At 44.3% G+C, this 23230-nt stretch carries 24 protein-coding genes and 2 pseudogenes; 13 read left to right on the forward strand and 13 right to left on the reverse strand.

Translation table 11 applies throughout. The features are described from left to right. Window positions 1–56: 56 nt before the first annotated feature. Window positions 57–884, forward strand: a complete 828-nt coding sequence (locus I2494_RS14675) for a hypothetical protein (protein WP_218467640.1) — start codon at window positions 57–59, stop codon at window positions 882–884. 78 nt (window positions 885–962) lie between these two features. Further along, window positions 963–1670: a M15 family metallopeptidase gene (locus tag I2494_RS14680; RefSeq protein WP_218467641.1), complete on the forward strand. Its 708-nt coding sequence runs from the start codon at window positions 963–965 to the stop codon at window positions 1668–1670. Between the two features lie 273 nt (window positions 1671–1943). On the opposite strand, the gene I2494_RS14685 is transcribed toward I2494_RS14680, so the two are convergent. From I2494_RS14685 to I2494_RS14695, 3 genes and pseudogenes are all read right to left on the reverse strand, one after another. Next, window positions 1944–3068 (reverse strand): ABC transporter permease, encoded by a 1125-nt coding sequence (locus I2494_RS14685; RefSeq protein ID WP_218467642.1) that lies wholly within the window; start codon window positions 3066–3068, stop codon window positions 1944–1946. Between the two features lie 2 nt (window positions 3069–3070). Continuing rightward, a pseudogene (locus I2494_RS14690) lies at window positions 3071–4589 on the reverse strand (ATP-binding cassette domain-containing protein). A gap of 56 nt (window positions 4590–4645) precedes the next feature. Then, the gene (locus I2494_RS14695) at window positions 4646–5662 is read right to left on the reverse strand and encodes an HlyD family secretion protein (RefSeq protein ID WP_218467643.1); all 1017 of its coding nucleotides are present in this window, start codon (window positions 5660–5662) and stop codon (window positions 4646–4648) included. 480 nt (window positions 5663–6142) lie between these two features. Here I2494_RS14695 and pspE point away from each other — a divergent pair, with 480 nt between their 5' ends. Continuing rightward, window positions 6143–6466 (forward strand): thiosulfate sulfurtransferase PspE, encoded by a 324-nt coding sequence (gene pspE, locus I2494_RS14700; protein ID WP_218467644.1) that lies wholly within the window; start codon window positions 6143–6145, stop codon window positions 6464–6466. Between the two features lie 369 nt (window positions 6467–6835). Beyond that, window positions 6836–7159: a hypothetical protein gene (locus I2494_RS14705; RefSeq protein WP_218467645.1), complete on the forward strand. Its 324-nt coding sequence runs from the start codon at window positions 6836–6838 to the stop codon at window positions 7157–7159. A gap of 86 nt (window positions 7160–7245) precedes the next feature. Here I2494_RS14705 and I2494_RS14710 read toward each other — a convergent pair whose 3' ends face one another. Beyond that, the gene (locus I2494_RS14710) at window positions 7246–7611 is read right to left on the reverse strand and encodes a DUF2799 domain-containing protein (protein WP_218467646.1); all 366 of its coding nucleotides are present in this window, start codon (window positions 7609–7611) and stop codon (window positions 7246–7248) included. Between the two features lie 73 nt (window positions 7612–7684). Next, the gene (gene btsR / locus I2494_RS14715; RefSeq protein ID WP_218467647.1) at window positions 7685–8401 is read right to left on the reverse strand and encodes a two-component system response regulator BtsR; all 717 of its coding nucleotides are present in this window, start codon (window positions 8399–8401) and stop codon (window positions 7685–7687) included. 251 nt (window positions 8402–8652) lie between these two features. Between btsR and I2494_RS14720 the strand changes: the two genes are divergently transcribed. Continuing rightward, window positions 8653–9720: a 3-deoxy-7-phosphoheptulonate synthase gene (locus I2494_RS14720; RefSeq protein WP_218467760.1), complete on the forward strand. Its 1068-nt coding sequence runs from the start codon at window positions 8653–8655 to the stop codon at window positions 9718–9720. A gap of 339 nt (window positions 9721–10059) precedes the next feature. Next, on the forward strand, window positions 10060–11181 hold the full coding sequence (gene tyrA / locus I2494_RS14725; RefSeq protein ID WP_218467648.1) for a bifunctional chorismate mutase/prephenate dehydrogenase: 1122 nt from the start codon (window positions 10060–10062) through the stop codon (window positions 11179–11181). Window positions 11182–11235: 54 nt separating this feature from the next. Here the strand turns inward: tyrA and speD are convergent, their stop codons facing one another. The 5 genes from speD to I2494_RS14750 all read right to left on the reverse strand — a co-directional run bounded on the left by speD (window position 11236) and on the right by I2494_RS14750 (window position 14713). Next, on the reverse strand, window positions 11236–12036 hold the full coding sequence (gene speD / locus I2494_RS14730; protein ID WP_218467649.1) for an adenosylmethionine decarboxylase: 801 nt from the start codon (window positions 12034–12036) through the stop codon (window positions 11236–11238). Between the two features lie 42 nt (window positions 12037–12078). Further along, window positions 12079–12936, reverse strand: coding sequence for a polyamine aminopropyltransferase (gene speE, locus I2494_RS14735; RefSeq protein ID WP_218467650.1), 858 nt, complete (start codon window positions 12934–12936; stop codon window positions 12079–12081). 224 nt (window positions 12937–13160) lie between these two features. Next, entirely contained in the window at window positions 13161–13511 is a 351-nt protein-coding gene (locus tag I2494_RS14740) for a YacC family pilotin-like protein (RefSeq protein WP_218467651.1), read from the reverse strand. A gap of 222 nt (window positions 13512–13733) precedes the next feature. Then, window positions 13734–14057 carry a helix-turn-helix domain-containing protein gene (locus tag I2494_RS14745; RefSeq protein ID WP_218467652.1) on the reverse strand — a complete coding sequence of 108 codons (324 nt, stop codon included), beginning with the start codon at window positions 14055–14057 and terminating at the stop codon, window positions 13734–13736. 2 nt (window positions 14058–14059) lie between these two features. Next, the gene (locus I2494_RS14750; RefSeq protein WP_218467653.1) at window positions 14060–14713 is read right to left on the reverse strand and encodes a TetR/AcrR family transcriptional regulator; all 654 of its coding nucleotides are present in this window, start codon (window positions 14711–14713) and stop codon (window positions 14060–14062) included. 339 nt (window positions 14714–15052) lie between these two features. On the opposite strand from I2494_RS14750, the gene I2494_RS14755 reads away from it, so the two are divergent. Next, window positions 15053–15322, forward strand: coding sequence for a YdgH/BhsA/McbA-like domain containing protein (locus I2494_RS14755; protein WP_218467654.1), 270 nt, complete (start codon window positions 15053–15055; stop codon window positions 15320–15322). Between the two features lie 127 nt (window positions 15323–15449). Beyond that, a complete protein-coding gene (locus tag I2494_RS14760; protein ID WP_218467655.1) occupies window positions 15450–15728 on the forward strand; it encodes a YdgH/BhsA/McbA family protein in 279 nt (92 codons plus the stop codon). Window positions 15729–16092: 364 nt separating this feature from the next. Here the strand turns inward: I2494_RS14760 and I2494_RS14765 are convergent, their stop codons facing one another. Both I2494_RS14765 and I2494_RS14770 read right to left on the reverse strand, forming a co-directional pair. After that, window positions 16093–16923 (reverse strand): phosphoenolpyruvate hydrolase family protein, encoded by an 831-nt coding sequence (locus tag I2494_RS14765; RefSeq protein ID WP_140919981.1) that lies wholly within the window; start codon window positions 16921–16923, stop codon window positions 16093–16095. A gap of 9 nt (window positions 16924–16932) precedes the next feature. Next, window positions 16933–18144 carry a Tm-1-like ATP-binding domain-containing protein gene (locus I2494_RS14770; protein ID WP_218467656.1) on the reverse strand — a complete coding sequence of 404 codons (1212 nt, stop codon included), beginning with the start codon at window positions 18142–18144 and terminating at the stop codon, window positions 16933–16935. Window positions 18145–18259: 115 nt separating this feature from the next. Between I2494_RS14770 and I2494_RS14775 the strand changes: the two are divergent. Beyond that, window positions 18260–18929: pseudogene (locus tag I2494_RS14775) on the forward strand (TetR/AcrR family transcriptional regulator). A gap of 173 nt (window positions 18930–19102) precedes the next feature. Next, window positions 19103–19639, forward strand: coding sequence for a hypoxanthine phosphoribosyltransferase (hpt, locus tag I2494_RS14780; RefSeq protein WP_218467657.1), 537 nt, complete (start codon window positions 19103–19105; stop codon window positions 19637–19639). A gap of 70 nt (window positions 19640–19709) precedes the next feature. Here hpt and can read toward each other — a convergent pair whose 3' ends face one another. Beyond that, window positions 19710–20366 carry a carbonate dehydratase gene (can, locus tag I2494_RS14785; protein WP_130592965.1) on the reverse strand — a complete coding sequence of 219 codons (657 nt, stop codon included), beginning with the start codon at window positions 20364–20366 and terminating at the stop codon, window positions 19710–19712. A 336-nt stretch (window positions 20367–20702) separates the two neighbouring features. Between can and I2494_RS14790 the strand changes: the two genes are divergently transcribed. The 3 genes from I2494_RS14790 to I2494_RS14800 all read left to right on the forward strand — a co-directional run bounded on the left by I2494_RS14790 (window position 20703) and on the right by I2494_RS14800 (window position 23159). After that, entirely contained in the window at window positions 20703–21629 is a 927-nt protein-coding gene (locus I2494_RS14790; protein WP_130592964.1) for an ABC transporter ATP-binding protein, read from the forward strand. After that, window positions 21626–22396, forward strand: a complete 771-nt coding sequence (locus I2494_RS14795) for an ABC transporter permease (protein ID WP_218467658.1) — start codon at window positions 21626–21628, stop codon at window positions 22394–22396. Before I2494_RS14790 ends, I2494_RS14795 begins: the two co-directional genes overlap by 4 nt. Window positions 22397–22499: 103 nt before the next feature. Then, window positions 22500–23159 (forward strand): DUF1287 domain-containing protein, encoded by a 660-nt coding sequence (locus tag I2494_RS14800; protein ID WP_218467659.1) that lies wholly within the window; start codon window positions 22500–22502, stop codon window positions 23157–23159. The last annotated feature ends 71 nt before the right edge of the window (window positions 23160–23230 follow it).

A 23230-nucleotide genomic window follows, 5' to 3' on the forward strand; every position in this document is an offset into this window, starting at 1 on the left:
CCAGATATTTTTCGAAAGATTAGCTGTATGTAAGAACTTAAAGTGAAGGAATACTTATGGGATTAGATGCTTTTGTTCCATGTAATTGCCTTAAAGAGGGCAAAGCTACACCACCTCCCGTTGACAAGGAATGGATTATTCTGGATGAGGAAGGATATATTCATCTGAATTCAGAGTATTCCGTAGATTCTGATTTAGAAGCGAAGATTGATGAATGGAGTTATGAATGTTGTCCTCATCAATTTATGCATATGTCTGAACACATCTGTAATTGGTCTGGCTTAAGGTCATTTCAGCAGGCTTTAATCAAGCTGGGCATAGAGCATTTCCCCATACTTGGAACACAGCTTCCTAATGTTAATGGCGGAAGCCTTGGGGTCGAAAGTGTTGAAAAGGCCTTACTTGAACTGGAATTTTTTGAACAAAATATAAAAACGCAATCGAGTCTTTATCTGATAAATGCAGAAGATAGTCAGGCTATATATGAATACATTGAGGTATATGGAGGGAGATTTTTATTTTCCAAACCTCATTCTATGGGGTTCAATGTGAATGGACTGTATATCATTGACTCAGAAGATAATATCTTATTTCAAAGTAAACGTGTTACTCAGAAAGTTTATCTGTATTCGAATTGGATTTGTAAGTTTGCCAGTATATTTAATATAAAGCTCAAACCCGTTCGTAAAGTTGTCTGGACCGATTTAGATACTGGAAAACAGTTTTATACCCGATGGGGATTATCGTTTAATGATGCGTATCCCAAAGAATTTGCGATAGAAAACCGCTCTGTTATTTCAGATGATTATCAGTATATTATTCAGTCATTAAGAAAAATATTCCAAATATCTATCGATACCGGAAACTCAGTATATTGGTGCTGATGTTATTTTAACGGGTTATTACCTGCAAATAATTGGGCCGTAAGATGAGATTAATATTATTGGGTTAGAGGGTATTTTATGTGGAATGAACTGGAGTTGACCGGCCGAACACGATCGCATGTTATTCAGCTAAATAACCCCCGCTTCGCTGTAAATAAAGATGTTTATCAACCATTTTGTGAGCTGCAAAATGCAGCCCAAAAGGATGGCTTCACGCTATTTCCTTTTAGCGCATTCAGAGGGTTTGAGACTCAGCTTAAGATTTGGAATGGCAAATTCAATGGGCAAAAACCGTTATATGATATTCACGGAAGGCCAAGAGATTATTCACAGCTCAATAATGAAGATGAAATCATTGACTGTATTTTAAACTGGTCTGCTCTACCGGGTGCCAGCCGGCACCAGTGGGGAACCGAGATTGATGTGGTTGATTTAACCAAAGCACCAGAAAATTATCATGTTCAACTACTGCCACAGGAAACGGTAAAAGGTGGCGTATTTTATGATTTGCACCAGTGGCTGAATGAGAATATTGAAAAGTATGGCTTCTTCAGACCCTATGGGAAGTATCAGGGGGGAATGTACCCGGAACCCTGGCACTTAAGTTATTGGCCGGTGGCAAACAAAATGCTGCAAAGCCTGACTGTGGACATGCTAGCGGATGCAATTAAAAGTGCGGATATGTCAGGTAAACAGCGGGTATTAGAGCGGTTGCCGGAGTTGTTTAAACATCATGTTCAGAATATTTGTTTGCCGGTGATGGGGTTGAACGAAGCTAAAACTTGATGGTAAATGCGGGAGTTAGTGTTAATTATTAACGGATATCTGGTTTTGACGTAAATAACGCTCTTCCCGCAAGTTTTTATATCTTCTGAATTGGCCCTGGATATTGAGCAACAAAAGTATCTGTAGTTAACAGAGTGATACCTTCGATAGTTGCCTGAGCAACCAACATACGATCAAAAGGATCTTTATGTATTGGTGGTAAGCTATCAATAGCAACAGCATGTTCGCTGGCAATTGGTAGCTCACTATAACCATAGTCCAGTAATCCTCTTCTTACGCCATCTGACTAATCGTCCTCCTGAACCGCGCTAGCGAAGTCGCAAACAACACACAGCCAATCACAAACAGTGCCAAAAACGATGTCCACACCACATCAATTCCCGCCCCGCGGAACAGAATTCCCTGACCCAGTTCAACAAAGTGAGTGGTGGGTGCCAGTAACATAATGTCCTGCACAAACTCCGGCATACTCTCCCGCGGCGTACTGCCTCCCGATAACATCTGTAACGGCAACAGAACCAGAATCAGCAACATACCAAACTGCGGCATACTGCGCGCCAGCGTGGCTAAAAATATCCCCATGGCGGTGGTGGCAAACAGGTGTAACGCTGCGCCGGTAATAAACAGAAAGATCGAACCTTCAATAGGGACATTTAACGCGCCGCGTACAATAAAAATCAACGAAAGGGTAGAGGCAACCAACACTACCAGCCCCATCGACCAGACCTTAGCCAGCATAATTTCCGTTGGGGTAACCGGCATAACCAACAGATGCTCAATGGTGCCATGCTCCCGCTCGCGAATCAGCGCTGCGCCAGTCAGAATAATCGACAGCATGGTAATGTTATTGATGATTTCGGTTAAGGCACCAAACCAGGATTGAGTCAGGTTTTGATTAAAACGCACCCGCAGCGCCAGATCTACCGGAGGAATCGCCGTGTCACGATAGCGCTGTACAAAAGCAGTGGCTTCATCCATCACGATTTGCTGAATATAGGCGTTGCCGGTAAATGCCTGGCTCATGCGAGTTGCGTCTACGTTGAGCTGTATGGCTGGTGACCTGCCTGCCAGCACGTCACTTTGGAAGTTTGGCGGAATATTCAGTACAAAGGTGTAATCGCCGGAATCCATTCCCGGGTCTACCTGATTCAGTGAAATCTTCTTCGGTGTGACAAACTGTGGTGGATAGAACGCTGAGCTAATACGCAGAGAAAGCGGGGAGTCATCCTCATCAACGATAGCAATCGTCGCTTTATACAGCGATTCAGGAATGGCGCTGGCTGCCGTATAGATAGAAACCGTAAAGGTAAAGGCGATAAGCACCAGCATGGCAGGGTCTCTGATCAGGCTCCAGAGCTCTTTGACCCCTAAACGATAGATATTCGATAGCTGTTGCATAGTTAAGTGTCCTGTTTTTTCAGTAGTAAAACGGTTAAAACAAGAATCACGGGTACGGTTATCAGCAGCATATATACCGCACTGTAGAGATCGGAGAAATCCAGCGCCTTACAAAATACGCCCCGGAAAATAATCAACATATGGGTGGTTGGATAAATTTGACCGATCACCTGACCGCCACCTTCCAGTGAGGAGACTGGATTAATCATGCCTGAAAACTGAATAGCGGGTAGCAGGGTAGCTATCATGGTAGTGAACATGGCGGCTATCTGGCTGCGGGTAAACGTGGAGGCCAGTAACCCCATACCGGTACAGATAATACAGTAGATAAAGGTTGCCACGGTCAGAAGGGTGAAACTGCCGGTAATAGGAATATCAAACAGAGTGACTGCCACCAAGGCCATCAGGAAGTAGTTCACCATTGCCAGCAATATGTAAGGAATTTGCTTACCAATCAGAAACTCAGTGCGGGTTACGGGTGTGACATACAGATTGATAATCGAGCCCAGCTCTTTTTCCCGTACTACTGCCAGTGCGGTTAACATCGCTGGCAGGCAGCAAACCGGTTAGCATTTTCATGGTGGTGGATTTACCACAGCCGTTTGAGCCTAAAAAACCGAATATTTCACCGCGTTGAATGCGAAAGTTTACATGGTCAACGGCAACGAAATCACCAAAACGCATGGTGAGATCCTGCGCCTCAATAGCAATCTCTGTTTTATCATCGGTTGATAACGGGGTAATTTCTACCGGCACATGGTTACGACGTTTCTCTTCGGGTAACAGATAAATAAAGGCTGCTTCCAGTGAATCGGTTTGGGTTTGTTCCAGAAGTTGAGCCGGGGTATCGGTTTTCAGAATTTTTCCGTCATCCATAGCGACCAGCCAGTCGAAGCGCTGGGCTTCGTCCATATAGGCGGTAGCGACGATAACGCTCATACCGGGCTGTTCGCTTCTTACTCTATCGATGAGATCCCAGAACTGAGAACGAGCCAGCGGGTCTACGCCGGTAGTGGGCTCATCCAGAATCAACAGGTCTGGGTCGTGAATCAGGGAGCAGCAAAGCCCCAGTTTTTGTTTCATACCGCCAGAAAGTTTACCCGCCGGTCGATTAAGGAAAGGGTAGAGACCGGTACTATAGGTGAGTTGATCGATACGGCGACGGCGTTCAGCGGCATTGTGGCCAAACAGACGAGCAAAGAATTGCAGGTTCTCTTCCACCGAGAGCGTTGGATATAAATTCTTGCCCAACCCTTGAGGCATATAGGCGATGCGCGGGCAAACCGATTCCCGATGCTGTTTGCTGCGCATATCGCCACTCAGTACGTTGATCTCCCCATCCTGAATGGCTCTGGCTCCGGATACCAAAGAAAGCAGGCTGGATTTGCCCACGCCATCCGGGCCAATAAGGCCAACCATACAGCCAGCCGGGATTTCCAGCGAGATATTATCCAGCGCCAGCGTCTTACCGTAATGTAAGCTGACTTGTGTCAGTCGTACTACCGGTTGTTGCTGTTTCATGGTGAGACATTCACTGTCAGATTTTCAGGCCATTGTTCACCGGCATCCAGTTTGACTCAGGCCACACCCGGCAAACCGGTTTTTACCAGTTCGATATATTTTTGCAGAAGTTGCTTATCTATTTGCGCTTTTACCCGGAACATCAATTTTTGTCGTTCGCTGGCGGTTTCAACCGTTTTAGGAGTGAACTGGGCGGTGCTGGCAACAAAGGATATTTTGGCCGGAATAACATAATTGGGGGCGGCATCCAGGATGACCCGAACTTCGCCTCCGATAGACACTTTTCCCACCGCAGTTTCCGGCAGAAAAAAGGTCATATACACATCGGACAGATCCACCATGTTCAGTACTTTGCCACCGGCACCCAGAACTTCCCCGGGTTGTGCGATACGGTATTGAACCCGGCCATCGCGAGGAGCAATCAGCTGGCTGTCGATAATGTCAGCCTGAACCCGATCGATGGTAGCCTGTGCTGCCTGTACGGTTGATGCTGCTCCCACTGCCTGTGCTTTAGCGGCTTCGACGGCAGCTTCCGCTGAAGCAACCTGCGCTTTACTTGCCATCAGTGCCGCCTGAGAGCTTTTCATGCTGGCTCTGTCGTCATCGAGCTGTTGGAATGATAAAGCTCGTGATTTTGCCAGCACTTCTGAACGAGCCAGACGGCGCTGGGCAGCGTCCAGTTCACTTTCTCTTTGGGCTACGGTGGCTTTGGCTGCCAGTACATCACTTTCCTGTAGCTTTATTTGCGCCTGAGCACTCTTTTCTGCATGAACTGCCTGATGATATTGCGCCGTTGCTTCTGCTCGTTGAGCTTCCAGTACCTGTATTTGCATATGGGCAAGAATTTGCCCGCTACGCACAAAGTCACCTTCATTAACCAGAATGTCATCTATTCTCCCGGCCAGCTTGGATGAAATATCAATTTCGGTGGCTTCCAGTCGGCCATTGCCGCTGACAAAACCGTCTCCGGGGCCGTTATCCTGCAGGCGAGTCCAGGTGTAAACCGAGACCGCAATCACAGCAAGAGCAAGTAGAGTGTAAATGACTTTTTTATTGGTGAAGGCAAGTTTCATGGTGTAGAACTCCCTCTAGAGTAGGCAAAGGCCGTTCAGCTGGCTTAGTCCGATAGTACAATGATTGACGGAGTGAATATCCAACGTGTTTCAAATTATTTGAATTTGTTTATTGTTTTGTGATTGATTAATTGACAGGTAATGAATTTTTATTAGTGGTTTTTTTAGTGAAAGCGTTTGTTTAAGGGCTGGGTTATACCGCCTGTTAGTTTGTAAGGGGATTGATAATATGCCGAATGGACTTTTTCTGAGATATTATTGATATTGAAAATATATTGAACGACTAAAGGGGCAACGGAACGGCTAAGCCAGAATATCAAATTAGTTTCCGATGTAGTGTATTGCTTCCCAGAAGTGCAAATATTACCTGCTACATCGGGTATTAATTCTATTATCCAGTTCCGAATTTATTTATTATTAAACCTGCTGATGGCGTTTACTCCACCATTATTCCCCAAACTTATTCAGGAAAATTGCGAAATGTTCAAACGTTGCTTAATGACAATCATGCTGATAATCTCCCCCTTGGTAATGGCAGGAGAGCACTGGATTGATGTACGAATAGCGGAACAGTATCAGGCTGAACATATTAAAGGTGCTATCAATATTCCATTGGGACAGCTTAAAGAACAGATCGCCAGCCAAATCAGTAATAAGGATGATACGCTGCATCTTTATTGCAACTCGGGCCGTCAGTCAGGAATGGCAAAACAGCTGCTTGAGGAGATGGGTTATACCCAAGTGCAGGACGAAGGGGGAATCAATGGAATTGACCTTCCAAAAGAGAATCAGCACGGCAGTTGATAACGATCTGCCAGATACCACGGTTTTTTCATCAGGCATCAGATTGATTATTTTAAAATGATGACTGAGCTGATACAGATACGAGTTTTTTATTATAATTTGAACAGCAATATCGATATCTTAATTTAATTAAATTAGTATGTTATATCAAAGTCAGACAAAGTAATCTTAACTGTAACTATATTATGTTTAATGATTGCGTTTGATTATTTTTAATCGCCTCATGCATATTCTGGTTATGTCGTTCAGTGATGACGGCATAGCCAGAATATGCATGGGGTTTTTGTTTATTAAAACCAGACAAAGGCTTAAATCAGTTAAAAATACAGATAAGTAGCGCCTGTAATATAGATAAATATGGAATAGAAAATGAAAGCGATAAAAATCTTTTTAATGATCGGCGCGCTATTATGCAGTGCCGGGGCAATGGCAACGTCTGTTGAACAAAGCTGTCTGAATTACGGTAAAAAGGTGATGAGGGATAATCCGGATATGCTGGCTTTATTAAAGCAAGCCAACATTGAACCATCGAGCGTTATGATTGAGCGCTTTGACGGTAAAGTGGGCAAACAGTCTGTCAGTACCGAAGTAACCGCCAAAATTAACAGCGCGCAAGAAAAATTGGGAACCATTTTCTGTCTGGTAAACAATGATTCGCCATTGTATTTCCATTATTTTTCGGTTGAAGAATAATCCGGATTTATTTACTTAAGAAACTGTGACTCACTCAAACAGGCGTTGAGTGAGTCATATTTTTATCGATAGCTATTGGTAAACGATTACTTCTCGATTAACTGCTGCCAGCTGTTTTTTAGCTGTTCTGCATTAGGTACGCTGTTACAACTGGCTGGGAATTCTTTATTGGTTTTAGCGATATCGGCAATTTTTTCAGGCTGACACAGCTCATCCTGACCTTTGGCAAAACCCTGTAAATAAGAGGTGCGATTAATTTCCGCTTCGCCATACCATTCGGACAATACCGTATTGTCTTTAACGTCATTACCTGTGATGGCTTCATAGTGACCGATTTCAAACCATTTTGATGGTGGCCCACTGTTATCTGCATTGCCCGGCATATCATCAGGAGAGCTGGAACAACCGCTAATAAACAGCAGAGTACAAAATATCGTTATCATATGTTTCATCACATTGCCTTTGTCTTAAAGTTCCTGCGCATCATATCAGGGTTGGGCGCGATATTGAAAACCTTACCCGGGGCTATGACAAGCCCAGTTGTTCTTTGAGTGGTTTCAGGTAACGTCGGCTGACGGGAATGTGTTTTCCTGAACGAGTGATAACTTCAGCAGAGCCATTCTCTAATAGCTGAATTTCACCAACCTGATCGAGATTGATCAGATATTGACGATGGCAGCGGGTGAAAGAGGTTTTTTCTTCTAAAATTTTTAGTGTAAGTTGGGTATATCCACTTTGCGTCATACCAACAACATGAACACCGCTAAGTTCAGAGCTTAAATATTCCACTTCTTCCAGACGAAGTAAAAAGATGCGGTTGTGTCCGTAGCAAGGAATATGTTTTAAGGCCGTGTCGGCGATTAACTGTAAATTATTATTTACGGTCTTGGCATTCTTTAAACGAAAAATAGTCTTGGTGAGGCGCTGAAGATCGACCGGTTTTAACAGGTAGTCAAAAGCGTGTTGCTCAAACGCTTTTATTGCATATTCATCATAGGCAGTGACAAAAACGATATGGGGCATGTTGGCAGGATCGAGCATTGCCGCCATCTCCAAACCGTTAATTTTGGGCATTTGAATATCAAGAAAAACCACGTCCGGCTGTAAACGATGGATGGTTTGAATAGCCTCTAAAGCATTGCTGCACTCACCAATGACGGTGAGGTCGTCTACTTCTGAGAGTAGCTCAGCCAGCTCTTCCCGGGCTGGTTGTTCATCGTCAACAATAATTGCTCTAAGCATAAAACCTCCATTGATTTCCTCTAGTTTAACATGACGGAGGTTATCTGCGAATTCTCGTCATTGAAGACAGTATTTTTCGGCGTGATTTTTGGTTTTTTTTTGCAAGAATTGATAAGTTGAAAAATAGAGTAAAAATATGTTTACAAAATTGGATTTAAAAGTTTACACTCGGTTTTGTGCTATTCTATTTTTATCACTATCTGGTGTTTTTGCCGCTAACAGGAGCGGTGATTTAAGGAACTATTATGATTATGCAGAAAGATGTACTTAATAACGTCAATATCAGTGCGGAGCAGGTTTTAATTACACCAGAAGAACTGAAGGCACGATACCCACTGAGCGCCAGTGACGAAGCCAACATTTCTGCAGCCCGTCAGACTATTGCCAACATTTTGCACGGCCGTGACGATCGTTTGCTGGTGGTGTGTGGGCCTTGTTCTATACACGATCCGGATGCCGCCATTGATTACGCCCACCGTCTGAAGAAATTGGCGGAAGAAACTCAGGATCGCCTGTACATCGTGATGCGGGTTTACTTCGAAAAACCAAGAACCACCGTAGGCTGGAAAGGCTTAATTAACGATCCTCATATGGATGGTTCATTTGATGTAGAACATGGTCTACACATTGCCCGTCAATTACTGCTAAAACTGGTTGAAATGGGTTTACCGCTGGCGACAGAAGCATTGGATCCAAATAGCCCACAATACCTGGGCGATCTGTTCAGCTGGTCAGCCATTGGTGCCCGAACCACAGAATCACAAACCCACCGCGAAATGGCCTCTGGTCTGTCAATGCCGGTTGGATTTAAAAACGGGACTGACGGCAGTCTGGGCACTGCCATTAACGCGATGAAAGCCGCTTCTATGCCGCACCGTTTTATGGGAATTAACCAGTCTGGTCAGGTTTGCTTGCTACAAACTCAGGGTAACCCAAATGGTCATATCATCCTGCGTGGTGGTAAAACACCAAACTATGAAGCGGAACATGTACAGGCTTGTGAAGAGCAAATGCGCAAAGCAGGGCTTAATCCGGCGGTAATGATCGACTGTAGCCACGGTAATTCTAATAAAGATTTCCGCCGGCAGGCCGATGTTGTCTACTCTCTGCTGGAGCAAATTAAGGCCGGTAACCGTTCTATCATTGGCATGATGCTGGAAAGTAACATCAATGAAGGCAATCAATCATCGGAACAACCAAGAGCCAACATGTGCTACGGTGTTTCCGTCACCGACGCCTGCATCAACTGGGAAACCACCGACAGCTTACTACGCAAAGTTCACCAAGAACTCAAAGCAAAAACCTTAGTTTGTCCTTGATTTGTTGATATATTAATCCACTATATTACGTCGCCTTTGGGCGACGTAATTATTGTTTGATGGCGAAGTCCGATGATTCAGTTTTATGTTTTAAAATAGTTTATCGGAGGAAGGGGCGTCCGTGGGGTCGACTTGGCGCAAGCGCTGGCCCGAAGGGTGAACATTGTAAGGTGTTTCATAAGTGCCTCTGGGCGGCCCAGGCCCGATGCTAAGTACAAATGGTCTTCCGGCCGGGCACATAGATGATATGGGCACCATGTTATTACAGCCGGAATATTCTCTGAAGTTGAGTGCTTATAAAAACAACACCACATCCTTATCCCAGGAGAACAACACAGAATGGTGGCTGAACTAACGACACTGCGCGACCAAATCGACGAAGTTGATAAAGCGCTACTGAAACTACTGGCCAAACGATTAGACTTGGTGGCAAAGGTAGGTGAAGTAAAAAGCCAACATGGATTACCTATTTACGTTCCTGAACGTGAGAGCAGTATGTTGGCTTCTCGTCGCCAGGAAGCTGCCGATTTAGGTGTACCTCCCGATTTGATTGAAGACGTACTGCGTCGGATCATGCGCGAGTCCTACTCCAGTGAAAACGATAAAGGTTTTAAAACATTAAAGCCGAAGATGGGGCCAATCGTGATAGTTGGTGGTAACGGCAAAATGGGGCAATTGTTCAGTAAACTGTTTCAACTTTCCGGTTATCAAATCCGAATACTGGAGCAACAGGATTGGGATAGCGCCGAAACCATTCTGTCTGGTGCTGGCATGGTGATCGTCAGTGTGCCTATCCATATCACTGAACAGATTATTCAGCGCTTACCGAAACTGCCTGATGATTGCATTCTGGTGGATATCGCTTCAATAAAAAAACAGCCGCTAAAGGCTATGCTGGACGTGCATCAGGGGCCAGTATTAGGCTTACATCCGATGTTTGGGCCGGATGTCGGCAGTCTGGCAAAGCAAGTTATTGCTTACTGCGATGGCAGAGGAGCCGAAAGTTATCAGTGGCTGTTAGATCAATTACAGGTATGGGGAGCGAAACTGCATGCTATTGATGCGGTGGAACACGATAAAAATATGGCCTTTATTCAGGCCTTACGCCACTTTGCCACTTTTACCTACGGTCTGAATTTATCTCAGGAAAACGTGAATCTGGAACAACTGCTATCACTGTCGTCACCTATTTATCGTCTGGAACTGGCAATGATCGGCCGCTTGTTTGCTCAGGACGCTCAGTTGTATGCGGATATCATTATGTCATCAGAGGATAATCGGGCATTGATTAAGCGTTATTATCACTGCTTTGGTGAGGCGATGAAACTGATTGAGACGGGTGATAAAACCGAGTTTATTGAGAACTTCAATCAGGTGAAGAGCTGGTTTGGCGATTATGCAACGCGCTTCTTAAACGAAAGCCGGACACTGCTACGTCAGGCCAACGATAGTCGGCAATAAGTCAAAATATCCTTTCCATTCCGCCACACCTAAATGGGTGTGGCGCATTTCTCGTTATACTATGACTTCCGGCATGTTTCTGCCGTAGTAAATCTCCTGCATCTCTTTGCGCAGCAGACGAGTGATATGTTGACGCTCGTGCTGATCCAGATCTTCCGGCCTGGCATTAAACAGATAATGGTCAAGATCGAACTCTTTTAGCATCATCTTGGTATGGAAGATATTTTCCTGATAAACATTCACATCCACCATATGGTAGAGAGAGGTAATATCCTCAGTCATAAAATTCTGAATCGAATTAATTTTATGGTCGATGTAGTGTTTTACTCCGTTGACGTCACGGGTAAAGCCGCGAACGCGGTAGTCCAGTGTCACAATATCTGATTCCAACTGGTGAATAAGATAGTTCAACGCTTTTAGCGGAGAAATCACACCACAGGTTGAAACTTCAATATCCGCCCGGAAGGTACACAGACCGCCCTGAGGATGGCTTTCCGGATAAGTGTGGACGCAGATATGGCTTTTATCTAAATGGGCTACTACCGAGTCAGGCAGAGGGCCAGGATGTTCCGACTGATCGACCAGACTCGGATCCATTGGCTCTTCACTGATCAAAATAGTGACGCTGGCGCCCTGAGGGTCATAGTCCTGACGGGCAATATTTAGAATATTGGCACCGATAATAGAACAGGTTTCCGTCAAAATTTCAGTCAGCCGATTTGCATTATATTGTTCGTCAATATATGCAATGTATTGCTCTCTGTCATAATCCGTTTTGGCATAACAGATATCGTAGATACAAAAACCCAGGCTTTTGGTTAAATTATTGAAGCCGTGCAGTTTTAGCTTATGCAATTTGGTTCACCGCCTTATGTTTTATGGTTGAAGAAATCGATATTATTTATTCAGGGCATCCAGTAAGTACTGGGGCAGGGCGAAACTGCCAACGTGTATTGCCGGATTATAGTAGCGACAATGAATGCCCAGTGACTTAAAGCGAGATTCCAGCGTCGCCAGATCGTGCTGACGTAATAGAGGATTCTGACTGGCCCAGGCAAAAGTCATGATGCCACCGTAATAGGTGGGAATAGCCGCCTGGTAAAAATTAGCATCTTCAAAATAGGTAGAGAGTTTCTGATGGCTATTAACCGCTTCATCCTGCTGTAAAAAGCACACGCCGTTCTGCGCAACGAAGATGCCGTTTTCATTCAGACAGCGGGCACAGCCCTGATAAAACTCAGAGGTGAACAGACTTTCACCCGGGCCAATAGGATCGGTACAATCAGAAATAATGACATCAAACTTGAGATCGGTTTGGTTAACGAAGTTCACGCCATCTTCAATCACCAGATTGAAACGTGGATCTTCATAGGCTCCGGCGTTGTGGTTTGGCAGGTACTCACGACAAAACTCTACGACGTTTTCGTCAATTTCCACCATGGTGATGTGTTCAACGCTTTGATGGCGGCATACTTCACGCAACATACCACCATCACCACCGCCAATAATCAGAATTCGTTTAGCTTTACCATGAGCCAGAATCGGCACGTGAGCCATCATTTCATGATAGATAAATTCGTCGCGTTCGGTGGTTTGGATTACCCCATCCAGCGCCATGACTCTGCCCATCAGGTCATTTTCAAAAATGATCAGATCCTGATGCTCCGTTTTGCTGTGATATAACGTTTTATTAATAGAAAAAAACTGACCAAAGCCGCTGTACAGGGTTTCAAACCAGGTTTCTTTATTTGACATCACCGCTAATCCTCCGGGCTGGATAAAAAAGTTAGCGCAATATAATAGCGAACTGACGGGAATTATGCACGATTAATGGCTATTTAATTGTTTTATTGAGGAAATTAGCCTGAATCAGGCTAAAGAAAAGGATTTACCACTCCCTCATAAAAATATCAGCAGCGAAATGGAGAAACCAAAGTGTGGGTATGGTCAATAAGCTTAAAAGCGTGGTTTCATGCTAATTAATTATTCATGATGCCAAACGAGTCTTTGGCTAATGCCGCGCACTTCTTATCTTTATCAACAGGAATACGGCTTAAATCGTCATAACTTGACTGACCTAATTGCTCCATATTTATTTGGTTATAGTTCGCCAGATCCCAATGATTTTGTTGAGCAAAATAGATTAAAGCTCGTTTTATTTCTGGGATAGGGAGATCTTTATATCCACACTCTTTTTTCAGATAGAAAAATACCGCCGTAAGATCGGCAAGCTCTTCTGCTTCTGACTCTGTTAATGCCTGACAGGTAGAGGAAAACCCGATGAGTGACAGCAATAATAACGGTAAATTAAAAAGAGATTTGTTGTTCATTGGCTAGATAATTAGTTCATTAAGGTAATGACGGTATCATACAGTTAGGGGATGACAAATCTTTTTATACCGTTGTGATACAGCGCGTTCTGTATCTTTATTCTGGTAGGGTGTCTGCGGTTTTGTCCAGTTTCGACACAATTATAATTGTTACTATCCGCTTTATCACATTTTCATAAGTTGACAAAAAAGTACTGTCTGAAAGCATTCAGACAGTACTTTTTAGCTATGGTAGCGGTAGTCAGAAGGGGTGGTAGAGAACATCTTTTTAAATGCCCGGGTAAAGCTTTGCTGTGAGTCAAACTGGTATTGATAGGCGATTTCCGCGATGCTTCTTTTGCTCTGTTTTAGCTCTGAAGCGGCACTCTGTAGGCGTTTCTTACGGATATAATAAGCCAGTGAATCACCGGTAATATCTTTGAATAGCCGTTGCAAATGCCATTGTGAATAGCCCGATTTTGATGCCACGCGCTTTACATTTAAAGGCTCTTCTAAATGACCTTCAATCCAGTAAACCAAGTCTTGAATAATGCTGGTTTGAATCATGATTAATTTCCTTCCATTGTTATATTTGTGGATATTGCATCCTGATTTATTGCATAAGCACGTCGAAAGGTATCGACAGCATTCGTTGCCTGACGTTGAACCTCTTCTTCACTTACATTTGAAATAGCACCGCGTAGCTGTTTATCAATCAGCCCGGACTCAAGTAATCCCTTAAACTGCATTGCGGCAGTAAAGGGGTCGGCATGACGCAAAATACCGCGTTCCATCAGTGACTGGAGATGCGTTGATATTGTCATCCAGCCTTTCCGGGGACCTCGTTGATACATCAATTCACCGATACCGGTGTGTTCACATTCGGCAATGATCATGCGGGTAATTTTCATCATCATCGGTGATAAATGCAGATTCAGATAGCTAACGCCAAAATTGTGCAAAGATTGCCAGCAATCTATCTTTTGGTTTTGTAGCTGAGCGGTAGCATTAATAATGACCTGAGTATAAGTATGAACCGCATGGTCTATCACATTGATGAACAACTCCTGTTTAGAGCTGAAGTACTTGTAGAGAGTGGCTTTAGAACAACCGATACATTCATTCACTTCATCCATAGATGTACGCTCATAACCATGATTCAGAAAGATATCTGTGGCTTTTTGAAGAATGTGTGTTCGGCGATCTTCTTTACTTAATCCCATTTCTCTCTCCGTATTCGTACTGTACGGTACAGTATTTTATTAAAAAGAAAGAATCAACTGTGATAGCACTAAAAATCAAAAAGGGTTAAGCCTGTGAATTTATTGAAATGTGTTGTAGTTGTTGAGTGGAAATTGTGCAAATGTTAAAAAAAATAAGCATTAAAAGCTAATCCAGATCACATTTTTGAATTTATTATTCACGCAAGCTTTGAATTAAATTGACTTAGATTTTTATTTGTTAGCCATTTTAATCAATGTGTTAAATATAGTTTTGATTTTTGGTTTAATTATTTTGAAAATCATATTCAAAAAATTTGAAAATTTAAGAAGGTATATATCATGAAAGTATCAACCACTTTAGCCGCTCTGTTATTAACATTTAGCGTAGGTTCAGCTTATGCTGCTACTGAAGTCAACAGCCAACAGGCTGCCAGCTTACAAAGCATGGGTACTATTTCAGGTTCAGTTCGCGTAGCAGATATGGATCAGGCAGTTAGCGCGATTGCTAAAAAAGCTGAAAGCCAACATGCCTCTTACTATCGTGTTATTGCAGCTAACTCTAATGATGACTCAAATAACTGGCGTGTTGCGGCAGAGATTTATCGTTAATCTTTAACTGCTAAACCTCGCTATGGATAACCTGCCGTCAGGCAGGTATCCGGCTCCCCGATAGCTTCTCCCTCCTCAAAATCCAGCGTATGATAAGTCCAATGTAAAATCCTGAAGGATAAAATCCATGAAGGCATCTTTGATACTGACTGCGACATTTCTCGCTTTAAGTCTTAATTCGGCTTATGCCATTACTGAAGTTATTAATACTCAACAGGCTGAAAAGATGAATCTGACCAGTCTTGGAGTAATTAGCGATACGGTAAGAGTTGAGACCTTAGATCAAGCGGTACAGGCGATAGGGGAGAAAGCTGAAAAAGCCGGGGCGACTTATTTTCGCGTTATTGGCGCTCGCTCTTTTGATACATCACCGTATTGGCGTATTTCCGCAGAGATTTATAAGTAGCCGATATATTTATAAATAAAGCGCTGCGGTACAGGTGTGTTTTCAGATTGAAAATGAAGCGTGATAGTTCAGTTTTCTATCTTAAGATAGCTAATCGTTGAGAGGGGCGGGTGTTGGGGCGACTTGGTGTAAGCCAACGACAAACAGGCAAAGCCTGTTTGAACACCGCAAGGTGTTTCATAACTGCCCCTGGCCCGGCCAGACCCAACGCACTCTACAGCTGAGTACAGATGGTTTACCGACCGTTTCTGGTGCGGATATCAGCACAGTGTTTTTACGGTCAGAATATTCGCAGATACTGATTGATTAGGTTTATCTAACGTTTCAAAGCCCGCCAGTTCAGTACCGGCGGGCTTTTTAGTCGTTAGCGAGTGATATTTTTAAACTGACGGGTGGTGTCTGTCAGTGCCACTTCCGTTGGCAGGCGTTCCATTGAGCTGGCTCCGTAGAAACCGTCACAATCAGGACAATTAGCCAGAATATAGTGGGCATCTTCCGGAGAGGAGATAGGGCCTCCGTGACAAAGAACAATAATGTCTTTGCGCACGCTCTTAGCCGCTTTCGCCCAGGCATTAATCACCGGAACACAATCTTCCAGTTTCATGGCTGTTTCCGCACCAATGTTACCGCCGGTGGTTAATCCCATATGAGGAACGATGATATCTGCACCGGCTTCCGTCATGGCGATGGCATCAGCTTCGCTGAAGACGTATGGCGTGGTCAGCAGGCCTTTTTGATGCGCCTTACGGATCATCTCAACTTCCAGCCCATATCCCATACCGGTTTCTTCAAGATTGGCTCTGAAGTTACCATCGATCAAACCAACGGTAGGGAAGTTTTGTACGCCAGAAAAACCAACTCGCGCCACATCATCTAAAAATACATCAAGATTAACAAAAGGATCGGTACCGTTAACGCCGGCTAACACTGGCGTATTTTTTACTACCGGCAAAACTTCTTTAGCCATTTCCATAACGATATCATTAGCATTGCCGTAGGCCAGCAAACCAGCCAGAGATCCACGACCCGCCATGCGGTAGCGCCCTGAGTTATAGATAACGATCAGATCGATACCACCCGCTTCTTCACACTTAGCTGACAGCCCGGTACCGGCGCCACCGCCGATAATGGGTTCTTTGCGAGCAATCATGGCGCGAAATTTTTGTAATAGCTCTTCACGGGTAAAACGTGACATAGGGACTCCTTATTTTTTATTCCAGATTTGATGAAATTGGTTAACAGCCTCATCGGCAAAACGCGGATCGTTAATATTGTATGGAACGCGAACCAGACGGCGGCGTTCAGTTTGAATTACGGTTTTTTCCAGCGCTTCAAACAGAGCGGCATCATTTTCGGGTGACCAGAATAGTTGACCTGGGGCGTCCAGCGCAGAAACGCCGCCCTCAGGGATCAGGAAGCGCACTTCGCCGTTACAGGCATTCAGTTTGCGCCCGATCCATTCACCCATTTGTTGGTTCTCTTCTTTGGTGGTGCGCATTAACGTTACCTGCGCATTGTGTGGGTAGAACAGGCGGTCTTTATAATGAGCTGGTATGGTGCTGGGGTTACCGAAATTAACCATATCCAGTGCGCCACAGGAACCTACGTAAGGAAGCTCGGTTTGAGCCACAACGTCCAGACGGTCAGGGCCACAGGCCAATACACCACCAAACAGCAGATCACAGATTTCAGTAGTGGTTATATCCAGCAATCCGTCCAGTAAATGGCTGGCAGCCAGTTTCTCCATCGCGGTGCCGCCGGTTCCGGTTGCATGGAAAGTGAGACAATCAAACTTATCGGTTAACTGAGCTGAAATAGCCTGCATGCATGGTGTTGTTACGCCAAACATCGTCAGGCCCAGTGCTGGTTTCTCATTTTTAACTTCAGGAATAACGAACTTAACCGCACCGGCAATACTGTGGGCGGCATTGGCCAGAACCTGACGGGAAATGCGGTTCAGGCCGGCAATATCGGTAACGGAATAGAGCATATCGATATCGCTGGCACCAATGTAGTTTGAGACATCACCGGAAGCCATGGTGGACACCATAAGTTTAGGCAAGCCAATAGGCAGGGCTTGCATTGCTGGCGTAATCAGTGATGTACCTCCGGAACCGCCAAGACCGATAATTCCGGCCACATCGTCTCGGGATAGCATAAATTTTTCAAACGCTTGAGCCATTGCCACCATCGATTTTCCACGATCGCCACAAAACACGCTTGCAGCCCCTTGTGGATGGTGTGCCGCAATTTCTTGTGCAGAAAAGGTAGTGTCAAAATGGTTATCTGGAGATTTGGTTGATAAATCAACGGTGGTGACTAAAAGGTCAGTTGCATTAATCAGGTCTCGAATGTAAAAAGCCTCTTCACTTTTGGTATCAAAAGTTGTTGCAACATAAACAGTTTTTCTTTTCATCGTAACACTTCCTTGGCTCTGAATTTATTTAGACGAGGTATTAGTTAGTAAACGTCACATACTGTACCCCATGTATGTAAAATAGCCATAATGAGACTAGAGTATCATATTAAAAATGAGAAATGACTTACAAAATGAAAAAAAAGTCGCTTCAAATGAAGGGCAACCAATGTTAACTCGTGCCCGAGCCCGTACGTTAAATAAGCTAATTTCTACCGCAATGGAAATGCTCGAGAAGGGATGGTTCCCCTCCATTACCGAGTTGGCAAACGAAGCGGGAGTGTCTCGTGCTACGGCTTACCGTTATTTTCCTACTCAAAGTGCTCTGGTTTCGACGATTGTCGATGAAAGTTTAGGGCCAATACAAGAGTGGCGACCTCAGCAAGATACCGTAAGTGAACGCATTTCTGCTTTATTGTCCTTTGCTTATCCTCAGATGGAAAAGCATGAGGGAGCGTTGAGAGCGGCTTTACGCGTCTCTTTACAGCAGTGGGCAGATTTGCGTGCCCAGCGGCTGGATCAAAGAGGTCGATAAAGAGAAACTGTTTGTCCGGGGTAATCGTAAGCGTTTAGTTGAAATGGCTGCTGAGCCGCTAAGAGACCGTGTCGCAGCGGCCGATTTGGATCGCATGAAACATGCCTTCTCGTTAATTTATGGTTCAGAAGTATTCCTGGTATTTAAAGACATTTGGAACCTGGATTCAGATCAAATTCAGGATATCGTTCAGTGGATGGGCAAGGCCATTGTTCGTCAGGTAGAAGAAGACGCAGGGTTAAAAAATTAATTATCTGACCGGTTAATTCTTTAGTTAACCGGTTATTTTTCATACATAAATCGATGATTTCAACGGCACCGGCAATCAAAGCGCACATCGCACCCATGAAAGAGTTGTGATAAACTCTCGTGCTTTCTTTCAGTCAAAGGATCTACGTTCAGGCAAACTGATCGGATTTTTCTATGAAACACATTGTTGAAGTTATGATTTCCGAGCAAGACGTGAAAGCACGTATTGCTGAACTCGCCACCCAAATTAATCAACACTATCGCGACAGCGGCAAAGAGCTGGTCCTGGTTGGGCTATTGCGGGGTTCTTTCATTTTTATGGCTGATTTATGTCGTATGATCACGGTAAATCACGAAGTCGATTTTATGACTGCTTCCAGCTATGGCAGCAGCATGAGCAGCAACCGTGACGTTAAGATTCTGAAAGATTTAGACGAAGATATACGTGGTAAAGATGTGCTGATCGTTGAGGACATTATTGATACCGGTTATACCCTGACCAAAGTACGCGAAATTTTGCAGTTGCGTGAGCCTAACTCAATTGCACTGTGTACTCTGCTGGACAAGCCATCGCGCCGTGAAGTCCCGGTACCAATCGACTATATTGGTTTCTCAATTGAAGATGAGTTTGTGGTTGGCTATGGCATTGACTACGCGCAGCGCTATCGTCATCTGCCTTATGTTGGCAAGGTTGTGTTGCTGGATGAGTAATCACCAGTAAAAATAAAAGCGGAATGACCGTTCTTCGATTATTCCGCTTTTATTATATTGTCACTGAGGGTTATTTACTGTCCGTCAGTAGCAAATTGGATATCGCTTTGCGATACAGTAATTCAAGGGATTCACGGCTATTAGCACTGACTTCCAGATCGCGTAATCTGCCATCCTGCATACCGTATACCCAACCATGAATCAGAACTTTTTGCCCACGTTTCCAGGCGGACTGAACAATGGTGGAATGGCCCAGGTTATACACTTGCTCGACCACATTAATTTCGCTTAGCAGGTCGGCACGTTTTTCTGGCGGTAGTTCACCAATCAGTGAGCTGTGTTTATACCAGAGGTCGCGAATGTGTAGCAGCCAGTTATTAATCAGGCCCAGCTCAGGGTTGTTAATTGCCGCGGTTACGCCGCCACAGTCGTAGTGACCACAAATAATAATGTGTTCTACTTCCAGTACTTCAACGGCGTACTGAACCACGGATAAACAGTTAAGGTCGGTATGGATGACCAGGTTAGCAACATTACGGTGTACAAACAGTTCGCCAGGTTCCAGACCGGTTAACCGTTCTGCTGGAACACGACTGTCCGAGCAACCAATCCATAAAAAGCGTGGCCGTTGTGCTAATGCCAAACGCTCAAAAAATTCGGGGTCGTCCTTGCTGATACTGGCTGACCAGACCTCATTATTATGCATTAGTCGTTCTATTTCTTTCATACAGTTTAATAGCTCGCAGTTTTTAATGGCGTTAATATAAGGTAATGGTGGTACTTTTCAAAACAGAACCACGGATTGTCTATCGTTTATGGTGTTGCCAGTTATTCATACCGATGGGGCGGGCATCTATGACCATAGCGAAAATAGCAGGCTCGACCCGTTGGGGTAGTGGGATAACAGCAAGGTGATTATGTTATACCCGATTGATATGTTTCAAAAGTGTTAATTTTTAATTTGTTAACTTTTGATGTAACGATTAAGCTAGCACAATAAAGAACGGTCGCATTTTGCGGCCTGTTTCTATTTTTTGCATCGATACAAGGTAATCTCTCATTTATGACATACGCGTTGGAATTATCGCAATTAAGTAAAGTTTACGCCGGTGGCGTGAAGGCGTTGCGAGGAATAAATCTGAACGTGGAAGCCGGCGATTTTTATGCGCTGCTTGGCCCTAATGGAGCCGGTAAATCCACAACAATTGGCATTATCAGCTCTCTGGTAAATAAAAGCGCGGGCCATGTGCGCGTGTTCGGTTATGACATTGATAATGATTTAGTGAATGCCAAACGCCAGTTGGGTCTGGTTCCCCAGGAATTTAACTTTAATCCATTCGAAACGGTTATGCAGATTGTGATAACCCAGGCGGGATATTATGGCGTTCCACGTCAGGAGGCATTATCTCGGGCTAAAACTTATTTGCAGCGTTTAGAACTATGGGAAAAGCGCAATGAAAAAGCCATGCGCCTTTCCGGTGGTATGAAACGTCGCCTGATGATTGCTCGTGCGTTAATGCATCAACCAAAATTATTAATTCTTGATGAACCGACCGCCGGCGTTGATATTGAGCTGCGTCGCTCAATGTGGCAGTTCCTGAAGGAACTGAATCAACAGGGAATTACCATTATCCTCACCACTCATTATCTGGAAGAGGCGGAGATGCTGTGTCGCAATATCGGTATTATTCGTCAGGGCGAACTGGTGGAAAATACCTCGATGCGCGAGCTACTGGCAAAGCTTAAGTCAGAAACCTTTATTCTCGATTTAGCGCCAAAAAGCCCCATTCCGCATCTGGATGGTTATATTAGTCGCCTGCTGGATACTTCAACATTAGAAGTGGAAGTAGAAAGAGAGCAGGGGCTAAATAGCGTTTTTGCTCAGCTCAGTGCACAGGGTGTTTCAGTGCTGAGTATGCGCAATAAGGCTAACCGGCTTGAAGAGTTATTTGTTCATTTAGTTAATGATTATAAGGAAGAGGCAGAATGATTAATCTCTACTGGATAGCGTTAAAAAGTATCTGGATAAAAGAGGTCACTCGTTTCGGCCGTATCTGGGTGCAGACACTGGTTCCTCCGGTGATCACCATGACGCTCTATTTTATTATTTTCGGTAATCTGATTGGTTCACGTATTGGTGAGATGCAGGGGGTAGACTATATGCAGTTTATCGTACCTGGTCTGATTATGATGTCAGTGATTACCAACTCCTATTCTAACGTGGCTTCATCATTCTTTGGTGCTAAATATCAGCACAGTATTGAAGAGTTGCTGGTAGCACCGGTACCGACGCACATTATTATTCTCGGTTTTGTCGGGGGCGGTGTTGCTCGCGGTATTTGTGTGGGCGTATTGGTTACCCTGGTGTCACTGTTTTTCGTTTCGCTGGAAATTCATTCCTGGTGGGTGATTGCCGTAACGCTGCTGCTGACCTCTGTGCTGTTCTCGTTAGGTGGATTGGTGAACGCTATTTTTGCTGAAACCTTTGATGATATCAGCATCGTACCAACTTTCGTATTGACGCCGTTGACCTATCTGGGTGGGGTATTCTATTCACTGACGCTGCTACCTCCGGTATGGCAGATGGTGTCGAAAGTAAACCCAATCGTTTATATGATTAGTGGTTTCCGCTATGGTTTCCTTGGTATTTCCGATGTGTCACTTACCCTGACTTTTGGGGTGTTAATTGCGTTTACCGCCGTATTCTATTTGTTAAGTTGGTGGTTAATTTCTCGCGGACGTGGATTACGCAGCTAGTGGTAACGATGCGCGGCTGAACCTGAATTTGAATGCGGTTTAAATTAATACCGTATTTATCTTCGGGTTCTTCCGTTAAAACCTGTCAGAAAAGGATTCAGGGATGAAGATTTTCAATACAGTTTTAGCGCTTTTGCTTATGTCTGGTACTGCTATATTTTTCAGCGGTTCTCTTCAGTCCGATAGTCAAGCTCCGCTTCGTGCAGCAACATCAATATCTCCGGTTGTAGCACCGATCCAAAAGCAAACTAATCAGGCGTTAGCGCTAAGCGCGGAGGAGCAGATAGGAAAAACGCGCTATTACGATCCGGCTTATGTTTCTTTGTCTTATCCCGGTGGTGATGTTGATATTGAACGGGGTGTCTGTTCTGATGTGGTGATTCGGGCCTTGCGCCAACAGGGTGCCGATTTACAGCAGTTGGTTCATCAGGATATGAAAGGCAATTTTTCTTCTTATCCTCGAATTTGGGGGTTGAAGAAACCTGACACAAATATTGATCATCGACGAGTGCCGAATCTTGAAACTTATTTTAAACGGCATAAAATGGAGCAGCCAGTCTCACTCAATGCAAGGGATTACTTACCCGGTGACATTGTTTCCTGGCGCTTGGATAATGGACTACCCCATATAGGTATTGTGACCGATCGTTATACCCGCGAAGGCAGGCCGTTGGTTGTGCACAATATAGGTTCCGGAGCTCGGGCTGAAGACATTTTATTTTTATGGAAAATTAATGGGCATTACCGCTATTTTAATAAATAGTGGTGACGTAAGGTGTGCCGATCCTGTAATAAGGTGCCTTACTCCATAATTGCATGAGAATAACGTTAATA

Source organism: Limnobaculum allomyrinae (genome assembly GCF_016649425.1).
In the GTDB taxonomy this organism is placed as follows: Bacteria; Pseudomonadota; Gammaproteobacteria; order Enterobacterales; family Enterobacteriaceae; genus Limnobaculum; species Limnobaculum allomyrinae.

What these genes read in the sequence shown, in the direction of transcription:
- I2494_RS14675 (WP_218467640.1), top strand. Translation starts at nt 57, where the DNA reads ATGGGATTAGATGCTTTTGTTCCATGTAATTGCCTTAAAGAGGGCAAA.
- I2494_RS14680 (WP_218467641.1), top strand. Translation starts at nt 963, where the DNA reads ATGTGGAATGAACTGGAGTTGACCGGCCGAACACGATCGCATGTTATT.
- I2494_RS14685 (WP_218467642.1), bottom strand. Translation starts at nt 3,068, where the DNA reads ATGCAACAGCTATCGAATATCTATCGTTTAGGGGTCAAAGAGCTCTGG.
- I2494_RS14695 (WP_218467643.1), bottom strand. Translation starts at nt 5,662, where the DNA reads ATGAAACTTGCCTTCACCAATAAAAAAGTCATTTACACTCTACTTGCT.
- pspE (WP_218467644.1), top strand. Translation starts at nt 6,143, where the DNA reads ATGTTCAAACGTTGCTTAATGACAATCATGCTGATAATCTCCCCCTTG.
- I2494_RS14705 (WP_218467645.1), top strand. Translation starts at nt 6,836, where the DNA reads ATGAAAGCGATAAAAATCTTTTTAATGATCGGCGCGCTATTATGCAGT.
- I2494_RS14710 (WP_218467646.1), bottom strand. Translation starts at nt 7,611, where the DNA reads ATGAAACATATGATAACGATATTTTGTACTCTGCTGTTTATTAGCGGT.
- btsR (WP_218467647.1), bottom strand. Translation starts at nt 8,401, where the DNA reads ATGCTTAGAGCAATTATTGTTGACGATGAACAACCAGCCCGGGAAGAG.
- I2494_RS14720 (WP_218467760.1), top strand. Translation starts at nt 8,653, where the DNA reads ATGCAGAAAGATGTACTTAATAACGTCAATATCAGTGCGGAGCAGGTT.
- tyrA (WP_218467648.1), top strand. Translation starts at nt 10,060, where the DNA reads ATGGTGGCTGAACTAACGACACTGCGCGACCAAATCGACGAAGTTGAT.
- speE (WP_218467650.1), bottom strand. Translation starts at nt 12,936, where the DNA reads ATGTCAAATAAAGAAACCTGGTTTGAAACCCTGTACAGCGGCTTTGGT.
- I2494_RS14740 (WP_218467651.1), bottom strand. Translation starts at nt 13,511, where the DNA reads ATGAACAACAAATCTCTTTTTAATTTACCGTTATTATTGCTGTCACTC.
- I2494_RS14745 (WP_218467652.1), bottom strand. Translation starts at nt 14,057, where the DNA reads ATGATTCAAACCAGCATTATTCAAGACTTGGTTTACTGGATTGAAGGT.
- I2494_RS14750 (WP_218467653.1), bottom strand. Translation starts at nt 14,713, where the DNA reads ATGGGATTAAGTAAAGAAGATCGCCGAACACACATTCTTCAAAAAGCC.
- I2494_RS14755 (WP_218467654.1), top strand. Translation starts at nt 15,053, where the DNA reads ATGAAAGTATCAACCACTTTAGCCGCTCTGTTATTAACATTTAGCGTA.
- I2494_RS14760 (WP_218467655.1), top strand. Translation starts at nt 15,450, where the DNA reads ATGAAGGCATCTTTGATACTGACTGCGACATTTCTCGCTTTAAGTCTT.
- I2494_RS14765 (WP_140919981.1), bottom strand. Translation starts at nt 16,923, where the DNA reads ATGTCACGTTTTACCCGTGAAGAGCTATTACAAAAATTTCGCGCCATG.
- I2494_RS14770 (WP_218467656.1), bottom strand. Translation starts at nt 18,144, where the DNA reads ATGAAAAGAAAAACTGTTTATGTTGCAACAACTTTTGATACCAAAAGT.
- hpt (WP_218467657.1), top strand. Translation starts at nt 19,103, where the DNA reads ATGAAACACATTGTTGAAGTTATGATTTCCGAGCAAGACGTGAAAGCA.
- can (WP_130592965.1), bottom strand. Translation starts at nt 20,366, where the DNA reads ATGAAAGAAATAGAACGACTAATGCATAATAATGAGGTCTGGTCAGCC.
- I2494_RS14790 (WP_130592964.1), top strand. Translation starts at nt 20,703, where the DNA reads ATGACATACGCGTTGGAATTATCGCAATTAAGTAAAGTTTACGCCGGT.
- I2494_RS14795 (WP_218467658.1), top strand. Translation starts at nt 21,626, where the DNA reads ATGATTAATCTCTACTGGATAGCGTTAAAAAGTATCTGGATAAAAGAG.
- I2494_RS14800 (WP_218467659.1), top strand. Translation starts at nt 22,500, where the DNA reads ATGAAGATTTTCAATACAGTTTTAGCGCTTTTGCTTATGTCTGGTACT.